The sequence below is a fragment of the Kocuria rhizosphaerae genome (assembly GCF_044462265.1).
Taxonomy (GTDB): Bacteria; Actinomycetota; Actinomycetes; order Actinomycetales; family Micrococcaceae; genus Kocuria; species Kocuria rhizosphaerae.
Genome location: NZ_JBISWL010000109.1, coordinates 35,611 through 52,907, shown reverse-complemented (window position 1 = coordinate 52,907; position 17,297 = coordinate 35,611). Strand labels below are relative to the sequence as shown.

Sequence of the window (17,297 nt, the reverse complement as noted above, 5' to 3'; positions counted from 1 at the left end):
TACCGGGGGACGGGGCCGTCCCCGGAGCCCTCCCGGCGTGGACGATCGGCCTCCGGCGCCCCGCCGAGAGACCGTTCTGTCCTCGATGGTGATGCGCCTCTCATTTATCGACCGACCGGCAGGTAACATCCGGAGCACCACCCGTTCGAGAAAGGACCCACCACCATGAAGCGTCTTCTCCCCACGACGGCGGCCCTGGCCGCCTCCGCCCTCCTGCTCTCGGGCTGCGGCGGCTCCGGCACCGAGGGCGCCGAGGGCTCCGGGGGATCGGCGGGGACCGCGGAGGAGGCGACCGTCGGGATCAGCCAGTTCCTGGAGCACCCGTCGCTGGACGCCGCGCGCGAGGGCTTCCTCGCGGCGCTGGAGGAGGGCGGCTACACGGAGGGTGAGAACCTGACCGTCGACCTGCAGAACGCCTCGGGGGACCAGGCCACCTCCACCACCATCGCCTCCAACCTCGCCTCCTCCGACGCCGACCTGGTCCTGGCGATCGCCACGCCGTCGGCCCAGGGCGTGGTCCAGGCCGTCACCGACCGCCCGGTGCTGTTCACGGCCGTCACGGACCCGGTCGAGGCCGGTCTCGTGGACTCCCTGGAGAGCCCCGGCGGAAACGTCACGGGCACCACGGACATGAACCCGGTGGCCGAGCAGATCGCGCTGATCAAGCAGCTCGACCCGGAGGCCGGGTCCGTCGGGATCATCTACAGCTCCGGGGAGACCAACTCCCAGGTCCAGGTCGAGCTGGCCAAGGAGGCCGCCGCCGCGGAGGGCCTCGAGGTCGTCGAGAAGACCGTCACGAACACCTCGGAGGTCGCCCAGGCCGCGGAGTCCTTCGACACGGACGCGATCTACGTGCCCACGGACAACAAGGTCGTCGCCGGGCTCGAGGCCGTGATCTCCGCGGCCGAGACCAAGCAGATCCCGCTGATCGCCGGCGAGGGCGACTCCGTCGAGCGCGGCGCCCTCATCACCCAGGGCCTCGACTACGAGCAGCTCGGGCGCGAGACCGGTGAGATGGCCGTGCGCATCCTCGCGGAGGGCGCGGACCCCGCCTCCATGCCCGTGGAGTCGCAGAAGGACACGGAGCTGGTGATCAACCTGCAGGCCGCCGAGCGCATGGGCGTCGAGGTGCCGCAGGAGCTCCTGGACGCCGCGGACCGCGTCATCGAGTAGCCACGTCCGGACTCCGGCGGGGGCCGCAGAGGCCCCCGCCCCCGGAGGGGCCCGGCACCCGGTGACCCCGGGGACGAGCCCCTCCACCACCCGCCCGGACCGGGCCCGCCCGATCGGCGGCCCGTCCGGGACCCACCGACCAGAACGGATCCACCAGAAGTGATTGCAGGCATCGAACTCGGACTGCTCTACGCGGTCATGGCGCTGGGCGTCTACCTCACGTTCCGGGTGCTCGACTTCCCCGACCTGACGGTCGACCAGTCCTTCACCACGGGCGCCGCGACCACGGCCATGATCATCCTCGGCGGCGGCAGCCCGTGGCTCGCCACCGCCGCGGGCTTCGGAACCGGCGCGCTCGCGGGGCTCATCACGGGCCTGCTGCACACCAAGGCCCACATCAACGGCCTGCTCGCGGGCATCCTCACGATGACCGCCCTGTACTCCGTCAACCTGCGCGTGATGGACGGGCGGGCGAACCTGTCCCTGCTGCGGGAGGACACGATCTTCACCCCGCTGGCCGAGGCCGGCCTCCAGGGGACCTGGTTCGGGATCGCCCTCCTGCTGGCGGGGGTCGCGGTGGTCAAGGTCCTCCTCGACTGGTTCCTGTACACCGACGCCGGCCTCGCGATGCAGGCGACCGGCGACAACCCGGAGATGATCCGGTCCTTCGGCGTGAACACGGACCACCAGAAGATGCTGGGCCTGTGCCTGTCCAACGGGCTCGTCGGGCTGGCCGGCTCCCTCGTGGCGCAGTACCAGGGCTTCGCGGACATCGGCATGGGCATCGGCCTGATCGTCGTCGGGCTCGCGTCCGTCATCCTCGGCCAGGGCCTGTTCGGCTCGCGCACCGTCGTGCTCGCGACGCTCGCGGTGGTCCTCGGCTCCGTCGTCTACCGTCTCGTCATCACCGTGGCCCTGCAGGCCGGGCTCAACCCCTCGGACATGAAGCTGATCTCCGCGGTGCTCGTGGTCCTCGCGCTCGTGGTGCCCCAGCTGCAGTTCTTCCGGCGCCGGAGGGAACGGCACGCGGCGAGCGAGGCCGCGCGCCTCGTGGACGAGCTGACCGACACGCCCACGACCACGAAGGCAGGTGCCTGAGCCGTGCTGACCATCGACAACGTCCACAAGACCTTCTTCGCCGGGACCGTCAACGAGCGGCGCGCCCTCGCCGGGGTGTCGCTGACGCTGGCGGAGGGCGACTTCCTGACCGTCATCGGCTCCAACGGGGCCGGCAAGTCGACGATCCTCAACGCGATCTCCGGGTCCCTGATCCCCGACACCGGCACGGTGCGGGTCGACGACGCCGACGTCACCCGGCTGCCGGAGCACAAGCGGGCCCGCTACCTCTCCCGCGTGTTCCAGGACCCCATGAAGGGCTCCGCGCCGACCCTGACGGTCGAGCAGAACATGGCGATCGCCCTGCGGCGGGGCCGGGCCCGGGGGCTGGCGCAGGGGCTCACCGGCGCGCGCCGCCAGCTGTTCCGCGACAAGCTCGCCAGCCTCGAGCTGGGCCTGGAGAACCGGCTGGGCGCGAAGGTCGGGTTGCTCTCCGGCGGCCAGCGCCAGGCCCTGTCCCTGCTCATGGCGACCTTCTCGGAGCCCCGGATCCTGCTGCTCGACGAGCACACGGCGGCCCTCGACCCGCAGCGCGCCGACCTGGTCTCCCGTCTGACGGCGGACATCGTGGCCGAGCAGAGGCTCACCACGGTCATGGTCACGCACAACATGGAGCAGGCGCTGCGCCTGGGCAACCGGCTGATCATGATGCACGAGGGGCGGGTGCTCTTCGAGCTCGACGCCGATCGGAAGCGGTCGATGACCGTCACGGGGCTGCTCGACCAGTTCCGGCGGCTGCAGCCGGGGGCCGACAGGGACGCGTTCGACGACGCTACGCTGTTCGAGAGCGTCAAGACCGAGGAACGCCGCTGACCGCAGGCGCGGGACCGGGTGGGACGACGGGGCGGGACGGGCACGGCCCGCCCCGCCGTCCCGTCCCGGCGGCCGGTGACACGCCACCGGCGGGCACACCGACCGTGGCGGGCGAGGAGAGCAGAACCGTGAACGGGATCCCCGACCAGGCCCGCGAGCACCGCCGGCGCCGCGGCGCCCTGATGATGGCGGTGGGGATCGCGGCGCTGTTCGTCTCCACGTTCACGGTGCCGGAGGCCGTCATCCTCCTGGCCCGGTCCTCCGTGGACGGCGCCGCGCTGGGCACCCGGGGCGTGGTCGTCACCGCGGTGGGGACGGTGACGCTGATCACCGGCGGGGCCCTGGCGATCGCCGGGTTCAACTGGCGGCGCGCGGCGGGGGAGGGCCCGAACCCGGAAGACCTCCTGCTGGACGAGCAGTTCGGCGACGGCCCCGTGCGGCCCTACGGTCCGGAGCGCCGGCCGGGAGCACCGTTCGAGGACGAGGACGAGGACGAGGACGAGGACGAGGACGAGGACCGGGAGCGAGGCACGGACTGACGGTTCCGCCGGCGCGGAACGCCTCCGGGCGGGCCCGCCCGGGTACGACGAAGCCCCCGGATCCTGTGGATCCGGGGGCTTCGGGCGGTGCCCGCGGTAGGATTCGAACCTACGGCCTTCTGCTCCGGAGGCAGACGCTCTATCCCCTGAGCTACGCGGGCCTCTCACCGCCTCAGCGATGAACCTCGACGATACTAGCAGGTTTTCCGGGTGTGCTCGTCGACCCCCGGCACGGGGCCCGGGGAGCGCGCGGTTACACTGGTCCGGTGACTCCAGAACAACTTTCTCTCGCCGTATCCGCATGCCTGCAGGACGCCGTGGCCCGTGGCGAGCTCGCCCTCGCCGACGGTGCCCGGCTGCCGGAGGTGCGGATCGAGCGACCGAAGAACCGGGAGCACGGGGACTGGGCGACGAACATCGCCATGCAGCTGGCCAAGAAGGTCGGGCGTCCCCCGCGCGACGTCGCGGCGGTGGTCAAGGACCGGCTCGAGGACACCGCGGGCGTGGCGACCGTCGACGTGGCCGGGCCCGGGTTCCTCAACATCACCCTCGACGCCGCCGCCGCCGGCGGGATCGCGCGCACCGTCGTCGAGCAGGGGGCCGCCTTCGGCCGCACCACCGCGCTCGAGGGGACCCGCATCAACCTCGAGTTCGTCTCCGCGAACCCGACCGGCCCCGTCCACCTGGGCGGCACCCGCTGGGCCGCCGTCGGCGACTCCCTGGCCCGCGTGCTGGAGGCCCAGGGCGCCGAGGTGGTGCGCGAGTACTACTTCAACGACGCCGGGGCCCAGATCGACCGCTTCGCCCGCTCCCTGCTGGCCCGGGCCAAGGGCGAGCCCGCGCCCGAGGACGGCTACGGCGGGGACTACATCACCGAGATCGCGGACCGGATCGTCGCCGAGGACCCGGACGTGCTGGACTCCGGTGACCCCCAGGAGGCCTTCCGGGCGGCCGGCGTCGAGCTCATGTTCGCGGAGATCAAGTCCTCGCTGCACGAGTTCGGCGTGGACTTCGACGTCTACTTCCACGAGCAGTCGCTGTTCGACAACGGCGCGGTCGAGCAGCTGCTCGACCAGCTCAAGACCTCCGGTGCGCTCTACTTCGCCGAGGGGGCGTGGTGGCTGCGCTCGAGCGCCTACGGCGACGACAAGGACCGCGTGGTCGTCAAGTCGGACGGCCAGGCCGCCTACATCGCGGGCGACATCGCCTACTTCAAGGACAAGCGGGACCGCGGCGCGGAGCTGTGCATCTACATGCTCGGTGCCGACCACCACGGCTACGTGGCCCGCCTCAAGGCCGCCGCGGCCGCGCTGGGGGACGCCCCGGAGCGCGTCGAGGTGCTCATCGGCCAGATGGTCAACCTGGTGAAGGACGGCGTGCCCGTGCGGATGTCCAAGCGCGCCGGCAACGTCGTGACCATGGAGGACCTCGTCGAGGCCGTCGGGGTCGACGCCGCCCGGTACGCGCTGACCCGCTTCTCCGTCGACTCCAACATCGACGTCGACCTCGACCTGCTGACCCGCCGCTCCAACGAGAACCCCGTCTTCTACGTCCAGTACGCCCACGCCCGCACGTGCGCCGTCGGACGCAACGCCGAGGCCGCGGGGGTCACCCGCACGGACGCGCAGGGCGGGGCCGTGTTCGACGCCGGCCTGCTCGACCACCCCATGGAGGGGGAGCTGCTCGCCGCCCTCGGCCAGTACCCCTCGGTCCTCGCCCAGGCCGCCGAGTTCCGCGAGCCGCACCGCGTGGCCCGCCACCTCGAGGTGATCGCCGGGACCTACCACCGCTGGTACGACGTCTGCCGGGTGGCGCCGGTGGGCGACGACGAGGTCACCGACCTGCACCGGACCCGGCTGTGGCTCAACGACGCCGCGCGCCAGGTCCTGGCCAACGGCCTGGGCGTGCTGGGGGTCGGCGCCCCGGAGAGGATGTGACCGCATGAGCCGCACCGCACCCGCCTCGCCCCTGGCGCCGGAGTGGCTGGGGGTGCCCGAGGACCTCGACGCCCTCGACCCCCGGATCTGGCCCCCCGCGTTCCGCCGCGACGACCACGGCGTGCTCACCGTCGGCGGGATCCCCGTCCCGGAGCTCGCCGAGCGCTACGGCACGCCGTCCTACATCTACTCCGAGGACACCTTCCGGGCCCGCGCCCGGGAGTTCCGCACGGCCTTCACCGAGGCCTTCGCGCGGATCGGCGCCGAGGTCTCCGTCTACTACGCCGGGAAGTCCTTCCTCACCACCGAGGTCGTGCGCTGGGTCCGCGAGGAGGGCCTGAACGTGGACACCGCCTCCGGCGGGGAGCTGGCCGTGGCACTGCGCGGCGGCATGGAGCCGGAACGGATCGCGCTGCACGGCAACAACAAGTCGGCCGCCGAGATCACCCGCGCCCTCGACCACGGACTGGGCCGGATCGTGGTGGACTCCCTCGCGGAGATCGAGCTCGTCGCCCACCTGGCCCGCACCCTCGGCGTCGTCGCCCCGGTCATGGTCCGGGTGACCCCGGGCGTGCACGCGTCCACGCACGAGTTCATCGCGACCGCCCACGAGGACCAGAAGTTCGGCCTGTCCCTGGCCGTCCCCCAGGACGGCGGGGACAGCCCCGCGATGCAGGCCGTCGCCGCGTGCACGGTGGACCCGGATCTCGAGCTGCGCGGGATCCACTGCCACATCGGGTCCCAGATCTTCGACGCCGACGGCTTCGGGGTGGCGGCCGAGCGGGTGCTCGCGTTCATGGCCGGGGCCGGCGCCCGCCTCGGCACGGCCCTGCCGGAACTGGACCTCGGCGGCGGCTACGGCATCGCCTACACCGAGGCCGACACACCCCGGCCCGCCCGGGAGATCGCCGAAGCCCTGGCCGAACGGGTCGCCTCCGCCGCCGGGCGGCTGGGCATCGCCGTCCCGCACCTGTCCATCGAGCCCGGGCGCGCGATCTCGGGGCCCGCCGCGTGCACCCTGTACACGGTGGGCACCCTGAAGACCGTCGAGGTGGAGCCGGGGCTGCGGCGCCGGTACGTGTCCGTGGACGGCGGGATGAGCGACAACGCCCGTCCCGTGCTCTACGGCGCCGACTACACCGCGGTCCTCGCCGACCGCCGCGCCGGGGGCGGGCCCGTCCTCTCCCGCGTGGTCGGCAAGCACTGCGAGTCCGGTGACATCGTGGTCCGGGACGTGTACCTGCCCGAGGACCTCGCCCCCGGCGACGTCCTGGCGGTGCCCGCCACGGGCGCCTACTGCTGGGCCCTGTCCAGCAACTACAACTGGATCCCCCGACCCCCGGTCGTCGCCGTGCGCGCCGCCGGGGCACGCCCCGCCGCTCGCCTGATCGTGCGCGGGGAGACCGAAGAAGACCTGTTCGCCCGCGACCTGGGAGCCTGATGACCGACCCGACCCCTGAGACCACCCGCCCCGCCGCCGTGAAGGTGGCCCTGCTCGGCGCCGGCAACGTCGGCGCCGAGGTCGCCCGGATCCTGCTCGAGCACGGGGAGGACCTCGCCGCGCGCGTGGGGGCCCCGATCGAGCTCGCCGGCATCGCCGTGCGCGACCTCACGGCCCGGCGCACCGTCGACCTGCCCGAGCGCCTGCTCACGACGGACGCCGAGGCCCTCGTGGACGCGGCGGACGTGGTGATCGAGCTCACCGGCGGCATCGAGCCCGCCCGCAGCAGGATCCTGCGGGCCCTGCGCGCGGGCAAGCCCGTCATCTCCGGGAACAAGGCGCTCATCGCCCGCCACGGCCGCCAGCTGCAGGACGCCGCGGACGCCGCGGGGGTCACGCTGTCCTACGAGGCCGCCGTCGCCGGGGCCATCCCCATCGTGCGGCCCATGCACGACTCCCTGGCGGGGGACCGGGTCGACCGGGTGCTCGGCATCATGAACGGCACCACCAACTACATCCTCGACCAGATGGACACCACGGGCGCCGCGTTCGGCGACGCGCTCGCGGAGGCCCAGCACCTGGGCTACGCCGAGGCCGACCCCACGGCCGACGTCGAGGGCCACGACGCGGCGGCCAAGGCCGCCATCCTCGCGTCCCTGGCCTTCCACTCGACCTTCACCATCGACGACGTGTACTGCCGCGGCATCACCGGGGTCACCGCCGAGGACGTCACCGCCGCCCGCGACGCCGGCTACGTCATCAAGCTCCTGGCGATCTGCGAGCGGACCGCCGGCGGGGTGAACCTGCGGGTGGTCCCCACGATGATCCCCCGGGACCACCCGCTGGCCGGGGTCCACGGCGCCTACAACGCCGTCTTCGTCGAGGCGGCGAACGCAGGGTCCCTCATGTTCTACGGCGCCGGCGCCGGCGGGGCCCCCACGGCCTCGGCCGTGCTGGGCGACTTCGTCTCCGCGGCCCGCCGGCTCGTGCTCGGCGGCCCCGCCCAGGGGGCGGAGCCCCACGCCCAGCTGCCGGCCGTGCCGATGGACGACGTGCGCACGAGCTTCTCCATCACCCTGCTCGTCCAGGACCGGCTCGGCGTCCTGGCCCGGATCGCGCAGGTCTTCGCCGACCACGGCGTGTCCATCTACACGATGCAGCAGAAGGACCACCCCAGCGGCGCGCCGGACCTGGCCGAGATCCGGCTCGTGACCCACCGCGGTGCCAACAAGGACCTCGTGGCCACCGTCGACGAGCTGCGCGAGCTGCCCTTCGTCGAGGAGGTCACGGGCGTGATCCGCGTGGAGCACTCGGACTGACGTCACCGCGGCGGCCCCGCCGCACGACCATCCCCCCGCAGCACCCCGAGCAGGAAGAGAGCACATGGCACACGTCTGGCAGGGCGTCATCAACGAGTACCGCGACCGGCTGCCGGTCACGGAGTCCACCGAGGTCATCACGATGGGGGAGGGCGGCACCCCGCTCATCCGCGCCCGCGCCCTCTCGGAGCTGACCGGGAGCACCGTGTGGCTGAAGTTCGAGGGCATGAACCCGACCGGGTCGTTCAAGGACCGGGGCATGACCATGGCCATCACCAAGGCCAAGGAGGAGGGCGCCGAGGCCGTCGTGTGCGCCTCGACCGGCAACACCTCCGCGTCCGCCGCGGCCTACGCGAAGCAGGCCGGGCTGACCTGCGCGGTGCTCGTGCCCGAGGGGCGGATCGCGATGGGCAAGCTCTCCCAGGCCGTGGCGCACGGCGCGGACATCATCCAGGTGGACGGCAACTTCGACAACTGCCTCGAGGTGGCCCGGAAGCTCTCCGAGTCCTATCCCGTGTTCCTGGTCAACTCGGTGAACCCCTACCGCATCGAGGGACAGAAGACCGGGGCGTTCGAGGTCGTCGACACCCTCGGCGACGCCCCCGACTACCACGTGCTGCCCGTGGGCAACGCGGGCAACATCACCGCGTACTGGAAGGGCTACCAGGAGTACGCCCGCCCCTACACCTCGGAGACCGCCGGGGAGCTGCCCGCCGTCTCCACGAAGCTCCCGGTCATGTGGGGCTTCCAGGCCGAGGGCGCGGCCCCGCTCGTGCTCGGCCACCCCGTCACGGAGCCGGAGACCATCGCGACCGCCATCCGGATCGGCAACCCCGCCTCGTGGGACACCGCGATCGCCGCCCGCGACGAGTCCGGGGGGCTGATCGGGTCCGTCTCCGACGACGAGATCCTGGCCGCCCACCGGTGGCTCTCCGCCAAGGAGGGCGTGTTCGTGGAGCCCGGCTCGGCCGCCGGGGTGGCCGGGCTGCTCCGGAAGCACGCGGCGGGCGAGGCCCCCACCGGGGCCACGATCGTGGTCACCGTGACGGGGCACGGGCTCAAGGACCCGCAGTGGGCCGTGAAGGCCGCCGAGAAGGAGGACCCCTCGCTCGTGGAGCCCAAGCGCGTGCCGTTCGACGTGGTGGCCGTGGCCGCCGCGCTGGGTCTGGAGTAGGACCGCGTGATCGAGATCGGGCAACGGGTCGCCGTGAGCGTCCCCGGCTCCACGGGCAACGTGGGGCCGGGCTACGACAGCCTCGGCCTGGCACTGGGGCACTACGACGACCTCGCCGTGACCGTGACCGACGGGGGTCTGGAGTTCGAGCTCCACGGCGAGGGCTCCGGCACGGTGCCCCGCACCGCGGAGCACCTCGTGGTGCGCGCCATGCGCGCCACGCTGCGGGCGGCGGGGGTGGACCGGCTGCCCGGTCTGCGGCTCGAGGCGACCAACCGGATCCCGCACGGGCGGGGGATGGGCTCGAGCGCCTCCGCCGTGGTGGCCGGGGTGCTCGCCGCGAACGCGCTGCTCCCCGCGGACCGGGCCCTGGACGCCCGGCAGCTGCTGCAGGTGGCCGCCGCGATGGAGGGACACCCGGACAACGTGGCGCCGTCCCTCTACGGCGGGCTCGTGATCTCCTGGTCCGAGGACTCCGGCTACCGCAGCGCACCCGTGGCCGTCCACGAGGAGATCGTCCCGGTCGTCGCGATCCCCGACTACGAGGTCCCCACGCGACTGGCCCGGTCCCTGCTGCCGGCGAGCGTTCCGCACCACGACGCGTCGGTCAACGCCGGGCGCACGGCGCTGCTCGTGGAGGCCATGACCCGCAGCCCCGAGCTGCTGCTCCCCGCCACCGAGGACCGACTGCACCAGCCGTACCGCGCCTCGGCCATGGGCCCGAGCGCCCGGCTGATGGACGCCCTGCGGCGCCGAGGGCTGCCCGCGATGATCTCCGGCGCCGGGCCCACGGTGCTCGTGCTGGCCCACGGCGCGGACCGGGCCGCCGAGGCCGAGGCCTCCGTCGCGGAGCTCGTGGTGGACGACGACGGGGCCGCTCCGGTCTCGTGGCGTGTCCTCCGTCTGCGCGTCGACGGGCAGGGTGCTAAGCTGAAGAGGCACCCGCAGCAGATCCAGGGGTAGGAGACCGCGCCCGGCGCGGTGGGGACAGCGGGCATCATGAGGGGCCACGCCCCGGGCGGATGCCCCGGCACCCCGCCTCCGCCCCGATCTTCCGGTGATCCCCCGCCGGCACCGGTACCTTCGATGCCGACGGCGCACCGGCCCGCACTTCCACGGACCGGGGCGCACCACGATCTCCGGGTGACACCTTGTTCGCCCAGGCTGCCGCGCTTCGAAGCGCCCCTGCCGCCGGCGGCCCCTGCTCGAGGCCCGCCGGGAACCATCCACGGTCCTGGACTCTGAGATCCATGGACCCCCCACCGAGGGAGAAGGACACTTCGTGACCGAGACCACCGACCTTTCCACAGGTACGGAAGAGACCACCAGCGATCCCCGCAGCGCCGGCCTGTCGGCGCTCAAGCTCGCCCAGCTCCAGGCGCTCGCCTCGCAGCTCGGCATCACCGGCGCCCGCCGGATGCGCAAGAGCCTGCTGGTCGACGCGATCGCCGCCCACCAGCGAGGCGGTGCCGTGGCCGACCGGGACCGGGCGGTGGAGCAGAAGATCGCCGAGACCGTCGAGAAGACGGCGGACAGGACGGGCGAGAAGACCGCGGACCGCTCGGCGGAGCAGCCGGCCCCGGCCGCCGAGGAGAGCGACTCCGGGCAGCAGCCCGCCGAGGGCGGACGGCCGGCCCGGTCCACGGAGGACGGCCAGGCGCAGCGCCGCGGCCGCTCCCGCCGGGCCGAGGCGCCCGCGGAGCAGCAGGGCGCCGCCGAGTCCGCGCCCGCCGCGCGGACCACCTCCGCCGAGGAGCCCTCCGGCCAGGAGGGCGAGGGCGACCGCGGTCGCGGCCGTGGCCGACGCAATCGGGGTCGCGACGACGCCGCGCAGACCCAGCCGGCCGAGGACGAGCGCCCCTCGGCGGAGGAGCGCGATGACCGCGGCCGCAACCAGAACCGCGGGCAGGACAACAAGGGCCAGGGCGGCCGTGGCCAGGAGTCCAAGGGCCAGGGTGACCGCGGCCAGGACAACAAGGGCCAGGGTGATCGCGGCCAGGAGTCCAAGGGCCAGGGCGACCGCGGCCAGGAGTCCAAGGGCCAGGGTGACCGTGGCCAGGACAACAAGGGCCAGGGTGACCGCGGCCAGGACAACAAGGGCCAGGGCGACGGCCGCGGCAAGCGGGACAACCGCCCCGAGGGCGGCAAGGACCCCCGGAACCAGGACGGGGAGGGCGGCAGCCGCCGCAGCCGGCGCAACCGCAACCGCAACGACCGCGACCGGGACCGCACCGAGCGCAACGAACGGCGCAACCGCCGGGGGCGCACCAGCGGCCCCGAGGTGGACGACACGGAGTTCACCGAGGACGACGTCCTGCTGCCCGTCGCGGGCATCCTCGACGTGCTCGACAACTACGCGTTCGTGCGCACGTCCGGCTACCTGCCCGGACCGAACGACGTGTACGTCAGCCTCGCGCAGGTCAAGAAGCACAACCTGCGCAAGGGCGACGCCGTCGTCGGCGCCATCCGCGCCCCCCGCGACGGCGAGCAGCAGAACAGCTCCCGGCAGAAGTTCAACGCCCTGGTGCAGCTGACCACGGTCAACGGCCGGAAGACCGAGGAGAACCGGGACCGCGTCGACTTCGGCAAGCTGGTCCCGCTGTACCCGCAGGAGCGGCTGCGCCTGGAGACCGAGTCCAAGAAGATCGGGCCCCGCGTGGTCGACCTCGTGGCCCCCATCGGCAAGGGGCAGCGCGGGCTCATCGTCTCCCCGCCCAAGGCGGGCAAGACGCTGATGCTCCAGGCGATCGCCAACGCGATCACCACGAACAACCCCGAGGTCCACCTCATGATGGTGCTCGTCGACGAGCGCCCCGAGGAGGTCACGGACATGCAGCGCACCGTCAAGGGCGAGGTCATCGCCTCGACCTTCGACCGTCCGGCCGACGATCACACCACGGTCGCCGAGCTGGCCATCGAGCGGGCCAAGCGGCTCGTGGAGATGGGCATGGACGTGGTCGTGCTGCTGGACTCCATGACCCGTCTGGGCCGGGCGTACAACCTCTCCGCCCCGGCCTCCGGCCGGATCCTCTCGGGCGGCGTGGACTCGGCGGCGCTGTACCCCCCGAAGAAGTTCTTCGGCGCGGCCCGCAACATCGAGAACGGGGGCTCGCTCACGATCCTCGCGACCGCCCTGGTGGAGACCGGCTCCAAGATGGACGAGGTGATCTTCGAGGAGTTCAAGGGCACCGGCAACATGGAGCTGCGCCTGTCCCGGTCCCTGGCCGACAAGCGCATCTACCCGGCCGTGGACGTCAACTCCTCGGGCACCCGCCGCGAGGAGAACCTCCTGTCCCCGGACGAGATCAAGATCATGTGGAAGCTGCGCCGCGTCCTCTCCGGGCTCGACCAGCAGCAGGCGCTGGAGCTGCTCACGAACAAGCTGCGGGACACCCAGTCCAACACCGAGTTCCTGCTCCAGGTGCAGAAGACCACGCTGTCGGCCCGCGCCGAGAGCGACCGCTAGCACCCCGACGCCGCCGCGGCCCGCACCGGACCCCCGGTCCGGGCCGCGGCGGCGTCGTCGTGCCGGGCGCCGCCCGGCCCGGACCGCCGACCCCGCCCGACGAAGGAGCGTCCCATGCCGGACCCGATCCAGTCCCTGCTCGACGAGCACGCCGAGCTGCAGGAACAGCTGGCCGACCCCGCCGTGCACGCGGAGCAGGGCAGGGCCCGCAGGCTGGGACGCCGCTACGCCGAGCTCAACGGCATCGTCGAGGCCCACCGGCGCGTCCAGGGCCTCGAGGGCGACCTGGGCGCGGCGCGCGAGCTCGCCGTCGAGGAGCCCGAGTTCGCCGAGGAGCTCCCGGCGCTCGAGGAGCAGCTGGACGAGGCCCGTGAACGGCTGCGCCGGCTGCTGATCCCGCGCGACCCCGACGACGGGCGCAACGTGATCCTGGAGGTCAAGGCCGGCGAGGGCGGAGACGAGTCCGCGCTGTTCGCCGGGGACCTGCTGCGCATGTACCTCAAGTACGCCGAGTCCCGCGGCTGGAAGACCGAGTTCATCTCGGCGACCGAGTCCGACCTCGGCGGCTACAAGGACGTGCAGGTCGCGGTCAAGTCCTCCGCGACCGATCCGGCAGAGGGCGTCTGGGCGCGCCTGAAGTACGAGGGCGGGGTGCACCGCGTGCAACGGGTGCCGGTCACGGAGTCGCAGGGGCGCATCCACACCTCGGCCGCCGCGGTGCTCGTCTTCCCGGAGGTCGACGAGCCGGAGGAGGTCGAGATCAGCCAGAACGACCTGAAGATCGACGTCTACCGATCCTCGGGCCCCGGCGGGCAGTCCGTGAACACGACCGACTCCGCCGTGCGCATCACGCACCTGCCCACGGGGATCGTCGTGGCCATGCAGAACGAGAAGTCGCAGCTGCAGAACCGGGAGGCGGCCATGCGCGTGCTGCGCGCCCGCATCCTCGCGCACCAGCAGGAGCAGATCGACGCCGAGAACGCGGCGGCCCGCCGCTCCCAGGTCCGGACCATGGACCGCTCGGAGCGGATCCGCACCTACAACTTCCCCGAGAACCGGATCAACGACCACCGGACGGGGTACAAGGCCTACAACCTCGACCACGTGATGGCGGGCGAGCTCGAACCGGTGGTGCAGTCGGCCGTGGAGATGGACGAGCAGGCCCAGCTCGAGGCCCTGGGCCGGCAGGACGGCTGAGCGGGACCGTGGGGAACAGGTCGCTGGGCCAGGCGGTGCGCTGGGCGGAGCAGGTGCTCGCCGACGCGGGGATCGAGTCGGCGCGCACCGACGCGCTGCTGCTGGCGGGCCACCTCACGGGGCTGTCCCGGGGTGAGGTCGAGGCCCGGGCCATCATCGGGGGGGACGAGCCGGAGGGCTACGCCGAGCTCGTGGCCGAGCGTGCCCGCCGTGTGCCGCTGCAGCACCTCACCGGCGTGGCCCACTTCCGCTACCTCACCCTGGCGGTGGGCCCCGGCGTGTTCGTGCCCCGTCCCGAGACGGAGACGGTGGTGCAGACCGTGGTCGACGAGCTGCGCGAACAGCTGGCCGCGGGGGTGCACCGGCCACGTGTCGTCGACCTGGGCACCGGATCGGGGGCCATCGCGGCGTCGGTGGCCCACGAGGTGCCCCAGGCGCGCGTGCACGCGGTCGAGCTCTCGGAGTCCGCCCACGCCTGGGCCGCGGAGAACCTGCGCGGCACGCGCACCGAACTGGTGCGGGGCGACCTGCGCACCGCGTTCCCCGAGCTGGAGGGTCGCTGCGACGTGGTGGTCTCGAACCCTCCCTACGTCCCCGCGGACGCGGTGCCCCGGGACCCCGAGGCCCGCGAGCACGACCCGGGCGTTGCCCTGTACGGGGGCGGGGAGGACGGGCTCGAACTGCCCCGGGCCGCCCTCGCCTCGGCGGTGCGACTGCTGCGTCCCGGTGGGTTCTTCGTCATGGAGCACGCCGAGGTCCAGGCGCCGGCCGTCGCCCGCGCGTTCCGGGCCGCGGGCCTCGTCGCGGTCGTGGGCCACCGGGACCTCACCGGCCGGGACCGCGCGACGGCGGGGCGGCTGCCCGGCGGCGCGCCCGGCGCCGTGGACGGGACGCACCGAGGAGATGGGAGAATGACGCCGTGAGCCACACCGTCTACGACTGCAGCAGCATCGCCCAGCGGACCGCGGGGCTCAAGCACGCCGGCCGCGCCCTCGCGGCCGACGGGTGCGTGGTGCTGCCCACCGACACCGTCTACGGCATCGGCGCCAACGCGTTCTCCGGCCGTGGCGTCGCGACGCTCCTGGCGGCGAAGGGCCGCTCACGGGCGATGCCGCCGCCCGTGCTGATCGCCCACAGCGGGGTCCTCGACGGCCTGGCCGACGAGGTCTCCGACGACGCCCGCGCGCTCGCCCGCGCGTTCTGGCCGGGTGGGCTGACGCTGATCCTCCACGCCCACCCCTCGCTGGGCTGGGACCTCGGCGAGACCCACGGGACCGTGGCCCTGCGCGTGCCCGACGACGAGCTCGCCCAGGCCCTGCTCATCGAGACCGGGCCGCTGGCCGTGTCCTCGGCCAACCGCACGGGCCGGCCCGCCGCGGCGAGCGTGGCCGAGGCCGTGGAGATGCTGGGGGACGCCGTGGAGGTGTACCTCGACGACGGGCCCCGCCCCGCGGGGAGCACCGGCCGGGGGCCCGCGGCCTCCACGATCGTCGACTGCACCGGGGAGACCCCCGTGCTGGTCCGGCACGGGGCCGTGGCCCTGTCCCGGCTCCGGGAGGTCGTCGCCTCCGTGGTGCCGGCCGACGGGGACGAGGAGACGGACGCGGCGGCCGGGCCCGTGCCCTCGGGCTCGCACGCCGTGAGCGAGATTGACCCGGAGGCGGCCCCGCACGGGGCGGGGACCGGCGACCCGGGGGCCGCGCCGGCGGCCGCCGGACCGCCCGCCGCGCCGGGCCCCGCACGGGCCGCCGAGGCCCAGGGCGTCGCGGCCGCACTCGTGGCCCGCGCCGGGACCGCCCGGCCCGCCGTGGACCAGGACCGCACGCGCGTGCCGCACCGGGGCGCGCCCGGAGAGCAGCGGCCCCTGTCCGTGGACGAGGCCGCCCGTCTCGTGGCCCGCGGGCGCGGCGGCGCCTGACGCGCCGGGGCGCGGCCCGGTTGTGGACCGGCCGGTCAACCGCCCGCGGGAGACCGGCCGGAGCACCGTGTCTCCTCGGGCTCCGTGAGCGCCCCGAGGGGCTCAGCCGCGCCCGGCCGCCAGGTGGGCCTGACGCAGCACCTCGCTGATCCGCGGCTCGGGCACCGCGTCGTGCTCCTCGGCCCAGCCGCGGACCTGGCGCTGGCCGAACCACGTGACCTCGAGCCGGCGGAACAGCCCGTGCCAGCGGTGGCCGGCCAGTGCGGAGAGGGCGAAGCCGGTGTCCACCACGAGCCGGCACAGCGGCCCCGGCAGGTGGTGCGGCTCCCGCCGCCCCGCGTCCCGCAGGATCGAGGCGGTGGTGGCGCCCTCCCACGGCTGCAGCACGACCGGCGGCAACGGCTCGGGGTGCCGGCCGAGGCGGGAGACGAACTCGGCCAGGGCGTGCACGGACGTGACCGGGGTGTGGGCGGTGCCGTCCCCGGCCACGGAGCTCAGGGGGGAGGACGCGAAGCGGGCCAGGCGTGCGGTGGTCCGCCGGCCCGAGCCCTGGACGGAGGTGCCCCGCAGGACGGTCAGCGCCGGCACGCGCTGCTCGTCCGTCCAGTCGCGGCGCAGCTTCAGCAGGGCGCTCTCGCCGAGCGCCTTGGAGAAGGAGTAGGGGGAGAAGGGCCGGACCGTGGGCGTCTCGTCCAGGACGTCGACGTCCCCCTGGACGGCCGCGGAGCTGATGTGCACGACGCGCCGCACGCTCGTGCGCCGCGCGGCCAGGGCGACGAGCACCGGCAGCAGGGCGTTGGCCCCGATCAGCGACTCCTCGTGGGTCTGGTCCGGCGCCGCGAGCCCGGCGGCGTTGACGACCACGTGCGCGCCGGCGAAGGACTCGGCGAGGTAGTCGATCACGGACTCGAGCCGGCCGGCCTGCTGGAGCAGGTGGTGGACCGTGTGCGCCCCGGACGCCAGCCGCGGCGCGGAGACGGGAACCACCGTCTGCCCGTCCGCCTGGAGCCGGGCCACGGTCGCGGACCCCACGAATCCGGTCGCTCCCAGGACGGCCCACGTCGTCGATGTCACGGTGCTTCCTCTCTGCCGGGCTGTGCCGGTCGTCGTCCTCCGGACCGGGATCGTTGCGCTCATCGTACAGACCCGCCCCCGGCCGGGCCCGGGCGACGCGGCCCGGCCGGGGGCGGGCCCCTTGCTAGAC

Annotated in this window: 14 protein-coding genes and 1 tRNA gene; 13 read left to right on the top strand and 2 right to left on the bottom strand. The window is 73.7% G+C overall.

Going from position 1 to position 17,297, the window contains the following annotated elements; genetic code table 11:
* Nucleotides 1-165: 165 nt before the first annotated feature.
* From ACH9EU_RS12675 to ACH9EU_RS12660, 4 genes are all read left to right on the top strand, one after another.
* Complete coding sequence (locus ACH9EU_RS12675; RefSeq protein ID WP_396414272.1) at nucleotides 166-1,173, top strand: ABC transporter substrate binding protein; 1,008 nt, start codon at nucleotides 166-168, stop codon at nucleotides 1,171-1,173.
* A 159-nt stretch (nucleotides 1,174-1,332) separates the two neighbouring features.
* The gene (locus tag ACH9EU_RS12670) at nucleotides 1,333-2,271 is read left to right on the top strand and encodes an ABC transporter permease subunit (RefSeq protein ID WP_396414271.1); all 939 of its coding nucleotides are present in this window, start codon (nucleotides 1,333-1,335) and stop codon (nucleotides 2,269-2,271) included.
* A 3-nt stretch (nucleotides 2,272-2,274) separates the two neighbouring features.
* On the top strand, nucleotides 2,275-3,102 hold the full coding sequence (locus tag ACH9EU_RS12665) for an ATP-binding cassette domain-containing protein (protein ID WP_396414270.1): 828 nt from the start codon (nucleotides 2,275-2,277) through the stop codon (nucleotides 3,100-3,102).
* A gap of 128 nt (nucleotides 3,103-3,230) precedes the next feature.
* Nucleotides 3,231-3,641, top strand: coding sequence for a hypothetical protein (locus ACH9EU_RS12660; RefSeq protein WP_396414269.1), 411 nt, complete (start codon nucleotides 3,231-3,233; stop codon nucleotides 3,639-3,641).
* 88 nt (nucleotides 3,642-3,729) lie between these two features.
* On the opposite strand, the gene ACH9EU_RS12655 is transcribed toward ACH9EU_RS12660, so the two are convergent.
* Nucleotides 3,730-3,802: transfer RNA gene (locus ACH9EU_RS12655), tRNA-Arg, on the bottom strand.
* A gap of 105 nt (nucleotides 3,803-3,907) precedes the next feature.
* Here ACH9EU_RS12655 and argS point away from each other — a divergent pair.
* From argS to ACH9EU_RS12610, 9 genes are all read left to right on the top strand, one after another.
* Nucleotides 3,908-5,578: an arginine--tRNA ligase gene (argS, locus tag ACH9EU_RS12650; protein ID WP_396414268.1), complete on the top strand. Its 1,671-nt coding sequence runs from the start codon at nucleotides 3,908-3,910 to the stop codon at nucleotides 5,576-5,578.
* Nucleotides 5,579-5,582: 4 nt separating this feature from the next.
* Complete coding sequence (lysA, locus tag ACH9EU_RS12645) at nucleotides 5,583-7,019, top strand: diaminopimelate decarboxylase (protein ID WP_396414267.1); 1,437 nt, start codon at nucleotides 5,583-5,585, stop codon at nucleotides 7,017-7,019.
* Nucleotides 7,019-8,338: a homoserine dehydrogenase gene (locus ACH9EU_RS12640; RefSeq protein ID WP_396414266.1), complete on the top strand. Its 1,320-nt coding sequence runs from the start codon at nucleotides 7,019-7,021 to the stop codon at nucleotides 8,336-8,338. The genes lysA and ACH9EU_RS12640 overlap by 1 nt, the downstream gene beginning before the upstream one ends.
* A gap of 64 nt (nucleotides 8,339-8,402) precedes the next feature.
* Nucleotides 8,403-9,512 carry a threonine synthase gene (thrC, locus tag ACH9EU_RS12635; protein ID WP_396414265.1) on the top strand — a complete coding sequence of 370 codons (1,110 nt, stop codon included), beginning with the start codon at nucleotides 8,403-8,405 and terminating at the stop codon, nucleotides 9,510-9,512.
* A 6-nt stretch (nucleotides 9,513-9,518) separates the two neighbouring features.
* Nucleotides 9,519-10,475 carry a homoserine kinase gene (gene thrB / locus ACH9EU_RS12630; protein WP_396414264.1) on the top strand — a complete coding sequence of 319 codons (957 nt, stop codon included), beginning with the start codon at nucleotides 9,519-9,521 and terminating at the stop codon, nucleotides 10,473-10,475.
* 319 nt (nucleotides 10,476-10,794) lie between these two features.
* Nucleotides 10,795-12,978, top strand: coding sequence for a transcription termination factor Rho (gene rho, locus ACH9EU_RS12625; RefSeq protein WP_396414263.1), 2,184 nt, complete (start codon nucleotides 10,795-10,797; stop codon nucleotides 12,976-12,978).
* Between the two features lie 114 nt (nucleotides 12,979-13,092).
* Entirely contained in the window at nucleotides 13,093-14,175 is a 1,083-nt protein-coding gene (prfA, locus tag ACH9EU_RS12620; protein WP_396414262.1) for a peptide chain release factor 1, read from the top strand.
* Nucleotides 14,176-14,183: 8 nt separating this feature from the next.
* Nucleotides 14,184-15,098, top strand: coding sequence for a peptide chain release factor N(5)-glutamine methyltransferase (gene prmC, locus ACH9EU_RS12615; RefSeq protein ID WP_396414261.1), 915 nt, complete (start codon nucleotides 14,184-14,186; stop codon nucleotides 15,096-15,098).
* Nucleotides 15,095-16,093 (top strand): L-threonylcarbamoyladenylate synthase, encoded by a 999-nt coding sequence (locus ACH9EU_RS12610; protein ID WP_396414260.1) that lies wholly within the window; start codon nucleotides 15,095-15,097, stop codon nucleotides 16,091-16,093. The genes prmC and ACH9EU_RS12610 overlap by 4 nt, the downstream gene beginning before the upstream one ends.
* A 102-nt stretch (nucleotides 16,094-16,195) precedes the next feature.
* Here the strand turns inward: ACH9EU_RS12610 and ACH9EU_RS12605 are convergent, their stop codons facing one another.
* A complete protein-coding gene (locus ACH9EU_RS12605) occupies nucleotides 16,196-17,167 on the bottom strand; it encodes an NAD-dependent epimerase/dehydratase family protein (protein WP_396414259.1) in 972 nt (323 codons plus the stop codon).
* Between the last annotated feature and the right edge of the window lie 130 nt (nucleotides 17,168-17,297).

Excerpts from the sequence above, each read along its gene's own strand:
- ACH9EU_RS12675 (WP_396414272.1), top strand. The coding sequence starts at position 166 with ATGAAGCGTCTTCTCCCCACGACGGCGGCCCTGGCCGCCTCCGCCCTC.
- prfA (WP_396414262.1), top strand. The coding sequence starts at position 13,093 with ATGCCGGACCCGATCCAGTCCCTGCTCGACGAGCACGCCGAGCTGCAG.
- ACH9EU_RS12640 (WP_396414266.1), top strand. The coding sequence starts at position 7,019 with ATGACCGACCCGACCCCTGAGACCACCCGCCCCGCCGCCGTGAAGGTG.
- lysA (WP_396414267.1), top strand. The coding sequence starts at position 5,583 with ATGAGCCGCACCGCACCCGCCTCGCCCCTGGCGCCGGAGTGGCTGGGG.
- thrC (WP_396414265.1), top strand. The coding sequence starts at position 8,403 with ATGGCACACGTCTGGCAGGGCGTCATCAACGAGTACCGCGACCGGCTG.